Annotated in this window: 8 protein-coding genes; 4 read left to right on the top strand and 4 right to left on the bottom strand. The window is 75.1% G+C overall.

The window, feature by feature from the left end:
• The 4 genes from AC51EU_RS26160 to AC51EU_RS26145 all read right to left on the bottom strand — a co-directional run.
• Positions 1 to 730 (bottom strand): DUF6895 family protein (locus AC51EU_RS26160; protein WP_496269543.1); only part of this gene is annotated, 730 nt, incomplete at its 3' end.
• Complete coding sequence (locus tag AC51EU_RS26155) at positions 727 to 1,389, bottom strand: hypothetical protein (RefSeq protein WP_496269542.1); 663 nt, start codon at positions 1,387 to 1,389, stop codon at positions 727 to 729. The genes AC51EU_RS26160 and AC51EU_RS26155, both read right to left, overlap by 4 nt.
• Positions 1,390 to 1,438: 49 nt before the next feature.
• Positions 1,439 to 1,624, bottom strand: coding sequence for a hypothetical protein (locus AC51EU_RS26150; protein ID WP_496269541.1), 186 nt, complete (start codon positions 1,622 to 1,624; stop codon positions 1,439 to 1,441).
• A 111-nt stretch (positions 1,625 to 1,735) separates the two neighbouring features.
• A complete protein-coding gene (locus AC51EU_RS26145; RefSeq protein WP_496269540.1) occupies positions 1,736 to 2,539 on the bottom strand; it encodes a GNAT family N-acetyltransferase in 804 nt (267 codons plus the stop codon).
• Between the two features lie 243 nt (positions 2,540 to 2,782).
• On the opposite strand from AC51EU_RS26145, the gene AC51EU_RS26140 reads away from it, so the two are divergent.
• From AC51EU_RS26140 to AC51EU_RS26125, 4 genes are all read left to right on the top strand, one after another.
• Positions 2,783 to 3,529: a dienelactone hydrolase family protein gene (locus tag AC51EU_RS26140; RefSeq protein WP_496269539.1), complete on the top strand. Its 747-nt coding sequence runs from the start codon at positions 2,783 to 2,785 to the stop codon at positions 3,527 to 3,529.
• Between the two features lie 105 nt (positions 3,530 to 3,634).
• On the top strand, positions 3,635 to 4,030 hold the full coding sequence (locus AC51EU_RS26135) for a TOBE domain-containing protein (protein WP_496269538.1): 396 nt from the start codon (positions 3,635 to 3,637) through the stop codon (positions 4,028 to 4,030).
• Positions 4,031 to 4,117: 87 nt separating this feature from the next.
• Complete coding sequence (modA, locus tag AC51EU_RS26130; protein WP_496269537.1) at positions 4,118 to 4,903, top strand: molybdate ABC transporter substrate-binding protein; 786 nt, start codon at positions 4,118 to 4,120, stop codon at positions 4,901 to 4,903.
• Between the two features lie 81 nt (positions 4,904 to 4,984).
• The coding region (locus AC51EU_RS26125) for an ABC transporter permease (RefSeq protein WP_496269536.1) at positions 4,985 to 5,834 on the top strand (850 nt) is incomplete at its 3' end.

The raw sequence follows: 5,834 nt of genomic DNA, 5'->3' as shown, positions 1-5,834 counted from the left end.
CGGGCAGGCATGCCGCCACGGCCAGCAACTCGCCCACCAGGTCCCACACTTCCTCCTCCAGCCAGCACTCCAGCCAGCAGGGGAGCCACAGCCGCAGATAGGCGGCCAGTTCCCCGGGCACGCGCCGGGGGTGGCGCCCCCAGTCGGTGAGGTGGAAGACGTCATGGGTGATGCCGTACGCCGCCCTGAGGTCGAGCGTCCAGGGCTCGACGCGCTGCCCGAGGCCGGTCAGGGCGAGGACGGCGGTGGGGTCGGCGTGCTGCGGCAGGCCGATGCGCCGCTCGGCGTTGAGGACGCTGAGCGTACGGGTGTGGTCCTCGCGGGCCACCCGCCAGCCGCGCAGCCGGGTCGTCGTCGCCAGCAGCGCCTCGGTCTCCGCGTGCCGCAGCCCGGTCTGCGCGAAGACGCCGTACAGCTCGACGGGGTGGACGGCCTGCGGTTCACGGCGCGCCAGCTCGGCGAAGAGGCGGCCGCCGCCGGTCTGGTCCCGGGCGAACGCGAACAGCGCGTCCGCGGCCTCCCGTACGGCGTGCCGGGGGTGGGCGGTGCGGACGAGGTGCGTCAGCTCGGCGAGTTCGCCCAGGGGTTTGAGGGTGAGGTCGGGGTCCGCGTCGGCGGTGACGTCCGGTGGCAGCCGGAAGCGGTCGCGCCACCGCGTGAGCCAGGCCAGGCCGGCCTCGGCCAGCCGGTCCAGTCGCGCGGTGTCGTCCGCCTCCCCCGGCCCGGTCACGGCGTGTGCCCGGAGAAGCGCCGGGCGGCGACCAGGTGCAGCGTCACCCGGGGGTCGTCGCCCCCCAGGTGCCCGACGAACGCCAGCCCGTTGTCCAGGCCCAGCGTCGGCGGTGTCCCGGGCAGCCGGGCCAGCCAGCGGCCCAGGCCCGCCGCCTGCATCCAGTCGCGGCGGCGTACCGCGCGCACGAACCCGCGGGCCAGGTCGTCGGTGCGCCGGGCCAGCGCGTCGGGCAGCGCCGACGGCAGTCCGGGCAGGGCGAGCGCGGCCAGTTGGGACGCGCGGTGGGCGAACCTCGGCCAGGGGTCGTCGTCGATCCACGCCACCTCCGCCTCCGGCGGCCGCGGCCAGCGGTGCGTGCCGGCGGGCAGATACACGTGCGCGGCCTCGACGAGGCCCCGGTAACTCCAGGCCGACACCGCGGAGGCGTCCGCACCCGGCGGAAACCCCTCCAGTGCGGCCAGGACGAGTTTGACGTCCTCGCTGTCGGGCGGCCCGGCACGGCGGTCCAGCGCGTACGGGGCGAGCGCGTCGGCGCCCAGGACCCGCACGGTGGCCGGTGCCGTGTCGTCACCCTGCCGCAGCACCCGCGACAGGGCGTACGGTTCGCCCTCGCCCCGGAGGGCGAGGGCGATCCCGTTGGCCGCATCGGCGATCACGGCGCTCAGTGGGAGGGCTCCCGGCGCCTGCTCGGCCAACGCGTGCCCCTCAGCGGGTTTCCGTCTTGGGGCGCGGGGTCGGCGGCGCGGCCAGCAGCAGTGCGGCGAGAAGTGCCGCGCCCGCGCATTCACGTGAGTCTCGGAAGACGCCGTCCGGCTCGGTGGAGTCCAGCATGCCCTCGACCTCCGCGGCGAGGTGCAGCGTCTCGACCGGTGCGGTGCGGTCCTTCACCATTGGGATCATCTCCTTCCACGGTTGCGACTTCAGAGTTGCATCCGTCAGATGAGCCCGCAAATGGAAGAAAACCGGGGCGAATCGGGTGGCCTGCTCGTCAAGCCCCGCCGGTCAGCCGAGACCTGTCCGGGCGCCGCCCGGCCGGTACACGTACGGCGTGGTCGTCCCGAGCGCCGCGAACCCCAGCCGCTCCAGTACCGGGCGGCTCTCCTCCGACGCGTCGACCTGAAGGAACCGGTACCCGCGGTCCCGCGCGACCGCCGCGCGGCGCGCCACCAGCGCCCGGTACAGGCCCTTGCCGCGCCAGGCGGGCAGCGTGCCGCCGCCCCACAGTCCGGCGAAAGCGGACCCCGGCCCGAGTTCCAGCCGCGCCGCCGACACCGGACGCCCCTCGCTGACCACGACGAACAGCGCGAGGCCGTCGGGATGTTCGGCCAGTTGGGTGAGGAGCATGTGCCGCAATCGCTCCCCGCGGTCACCGAACACCTCCGCGTGCACCCGCACCATCAGCTCCACCCCGGACGGACCGGTCACCTCCCGCAGCTCCGCGCCGTCCGGCAGCCGCACCTCCGGGGCCGCCTGGCCCGCGGCCTCGGCCACCATCACCGTCTCCGCCGGTTCGGGTACGAACCCGGCGGCCCGCAACCGGGCGCCCAGATCGGCGGGACGGTCGTGACCGTAGAGCTTCCACTCGAACTCCTGTCCGAGCGCGTCGAAGTGGGCCACCTGCTCGGCGATGACCGCGTCCGCCGTCCCCGCCTCCAGGTCCGACCACACCACGGCACTCCAGTCGCCGGGGCCGCCCACCTGACGCACCACCGGACCCACCCGCTCCGTCCGCACCCCCGCTTCCAGGGCCGTCGCCTCCTGGCGCACCTGCCGGTCGAACAGTTCCCGCACCGCTTCACGATCCATCCGCGCATTGGAGCACGGGGCGGGGCGGGCGCCAACCGGTTTGTTCGCGGGGTGGTCGCCGGCCCCGGGACGTGGTGACGCCGCGTCGGGAACGGGCCCGTACTCCCGGTGCCGCAGCCCGGAGTTCGCCCGTCCGGTGCCCGCCCGGCGCCGCCTGCTGTACGGCGCGCCCCCGGCACTGGAGGATCACGCCGAGCGGGCCCCGCCGGGGCCGCGCCCGCCCCACCCGACGCGAGGATCCGCATGTACGACGCAATGCTGGCCGAGACCGTCACCCTCACCGGACACGACGGCGACCCCGTCGAGGCGTACTCCGCCCGCCCCCTCGCCCCCGGCCCCACCGGAGGCGTGGTGGTCATCCACCACATGCCCGGCTACGACCGCGCCACCAAGGAGATCACCCGCCGCTTCGCGGCCGAGGGCTTCGCCGCCGTCTGCCCCAACCTCTACAGCCGGGAGGCCCCCGGAGCCCGTCCGGAGGACGCCGCGGCCGTCGCCCGGTCCCGGGGTGGCGTACCCGACGAACGGCTCGTCGGTGACATCGCCGGAGCCGCCCGTTACCTGCGCGCCCTGTCCACCTCCAACGGCAGGGCCGGCGTCATCGGCTACTGCTCGGGCGGCCGCCAGGCGTTCCTGGCCGCCTGCCGCCTCGACCTCCAGGCCGCCGTCGACTGCTACGGCGCCTTCGTCTCCGGACACCCGCCCGCCGACTTCCCGCTCCCCGTCGCCCCGCTCCTGCACCTCACCCCGGACCTCTCCTGCCCGCTGCTCGGCCTGTTCGGCGCCGAGGACCGGCACCCCTCCCCGGTCGACACCGCCGCCCTGGAGGCCGCGCTGCGCACCCACGGCAAGGAGTACACCCTGCACACCTACGAGGACGCCGCGCACGCCTTCTTCGCCGTCGACCGCCCCAGCTACCGCCCGCAGGCCGCCGTCGACGGCTGGTCCCGCGTCCTGGACTTCTTCCGCCGCCACCTGCTGTGGGACTGATGGCGGGGGCGGGGGGGCCACGATGTCCGGTGACTGCCGCTCCTGCCAGGAAAACCGCCCCACCTCGATTGCATGTGCGAGGCTTCGCCGCATATGTTGGCGCACATGCAGTCCTACACCATCGGCCAGGCCGCGCGGCTGCTGGGCGTGAGCCCGGACACCGCGCGCCGCTGGGCGGACGCCGGGCGGGTCGCCACGCACCGCGACGAGGGCGGCCGCCGTCTGATCGACGGCCGCGACCTGGCCGCCCTCGCGGTCGAGGTCGGCCAGAACGGGCCCGGTGACGAGGACGCCTCGTACACCTCCGCCCGCAACGCCTTCCCCGGCATCGTCACCGGCGTCACCCTCGGCGACGTCGCCGCCAAGGTCGAGATCCAGGCGGGACCGCACCGCCTGGTCTCCCTCCTCACCAGGGAAGCCGTCGAGGAACTGGGGCTGGAGGTCGGCATGCGCGCCACCGCCCGCGTCAAGTCCACCAATGTGCACATCGACCGTGTCTGACGGGCCGCGCCGCCCGCCCGCCTCCTGCCGCGGCGCCGCCCGGCCCGGCGGCGTGCCCCGTCCCCGCGCACCAAGGAGAACCCCGCCATGCCCCCGTCCCTGACCGGCCGCCGCGCCGCCGCCGCGCTCGTCACCGCCGCCCTCCTCGTCCCCCTCGCCGCCTGCGGTTCCCGGGACGACGGCGCGGGCACGAAGGACGACGCCTCCGGGACCCGGCTCACCGTGCTGGCCGCGGCCTCCCTCACCGACGTCTTCAAGGAAGCCGGCGCCGCGTACGAGAAGGACCACCCCGGCACCAAGGTCGCGTTCTCCTTCGCCGGGTCCCAGGAACTCGCCGCCCAGGTACGGCAGAACGCCCCCGCCGACGCCCTGGTCACCGCCGACACCACGACCATGGACGGTCTCAAGGGCGACACCGGCACCCCCACCGTCATCGCCAGGAACCGGCTGGTGATCGCGACCGCCGCCGGGAACCCCAAGAAGATCGGCGGCCTCAAGGACCTCGCCGACACCAAGCTGAAGGTCGTCCTCGCCGCCCCCGAGGTACCCGTCGGCCGCTACAGCAAGAAGGTCCTGGACGCGCAGGACCTCACGGTGAAACCGGTCTCCCAGGAGCCCAACGTCCGCGCCGTGCTCAGCAAGGTCGCACTCGGCGAGGCCGACGCCGGCATCGTCTACAGGACCGACGCCGCCACCGCGCAGGGCAAGGTCACCGCGGTCGACATCCCCGACGGGCAGAACGCCGTCGCCTCCTACCCGGCCGCCGTCCTCACGTCCTCCCAGCACTCCGCGGCCGCCGGCGCGTTCGTGAAGTGGCTGGGGACCGACGAGGCGCAGCGCATCCTGCGGAAGGCCGGATTCCAGCAGCCGTAGGGCCCGCGGAACGCCGCGCGGCCCGACCCGAGGGGAGCGGGCCGCGCCGCGCCCCCGCCCGCCCCGACCCCAGGACCCTCCATGACACGCCCCCGCACCCGCCGCACCCCGGCCCGCAGGCCCGCCTCCCGTACACCGGCGGCCCTGGCGGTGCCCGCGCTGCTCGCGGTGGCGTTCCTGCTGATGCCGCTCGTCGGCATCCTCGCCCGCACCTCGTGGAGCGACCTCGGCACCCATCTGACCGCGCCCGGCGTCACCGAGGCGCTGCGGCTCTCCCTGGTCGTCTCCTTCTGGGCGCTGGGCCTGTCGCTGCTGCTCGGGGTGCCGCTCGCCTGGCTGCTGGCCCGGGTCCGCTTCCCCGGCAAGGCACTGGTGCGTTCCCTGGTGCTGCTGCCGATGGTGCTGCCGCCGACCGTCGGCGGTGTCGCCCTGCTGCTGGGGTTCGGGCGCCGCGGCGTCCTCGGCCCCTGGCTGGAGGACACCTTCGGCCTCACCCTGCCCTTCCACACCTCGGGCGCGGTGGTCGCGGCGACCTTCGTCGCCATGCCGTTCCTGGTCATCAGCCTCGAAGGCACACTCGCCGGCCTCCGCCCCTCCTACGAGGAGACCGCCGCCTCCCTCGGCGCCCCGCCCCTACGGGTCTTCCGCACCGTCACCCTCCCCATGGTCGCGCCCGGCCTCGCCGCCGGAGCCGCCCTGACCTGGGCGCGGGCGCTCGGCGAGTTCGGCGCCACCATCACCTTCGCCGGCAACCTGCCGGGCACCACCCAGACCCTCCCCCTCCAGGTCTACCTGCTGCTCCAGGACTCCCCGGAGGCCGCGACCTCCGTCTCCCTGCTGCTGCTCGTCGTCGCCATGGCCGTACTGGTCGGACTGCGCGGCCGCTGGACCGGGGGCGGCGACCGCACCGCCCGGCGCCCCGCACCCGCCG

Source organism: Candidatus Streptomyces philanthi, from assembly GCF_059553635.1.
Note: the sequence above shows the minus strand (reverse complement) of the source record. Positions and strands in the feature narration are given on the sequence as shown.

Coding starts and splice junctions, on each gene's coding strand:
- modA (WP_496269537.1), top strand. CDS start 4,118: ATGCCCCCGTCCCTGACCGGCCGCCGCGCCGCCGCCGCGCTCGTCACC.
- AC51EU_RS26145 (WP_496269540.1), bottom strand. CDS start 2,539: ATGGATCGTGAAGCGGTGCGGGAACTGTTCGACCGGCAGGTGCGCCAG.
- AC51EU_RS26135 (WP_496269538.1), top strand. CDS start 3,635: ATGCAGTCCTACACCATCGGCCAGGCCGCGCGGCTGCTGGGCGTGAGC.
- AC51EU_RS26150 (WP_496269541.1), bottom strand. CDS start 1,624: ATGGTGAAGGACCGCACCGCACCGGTCGAGACGCTGCACCTCGCCGCG.
- AC51EU_RS26140 (WP_496269539.1), top strand. CDS start 2,783: ATGTACGACGCAATGCTGGCCGAGACCGTCACCCTCACCGGACACGAC.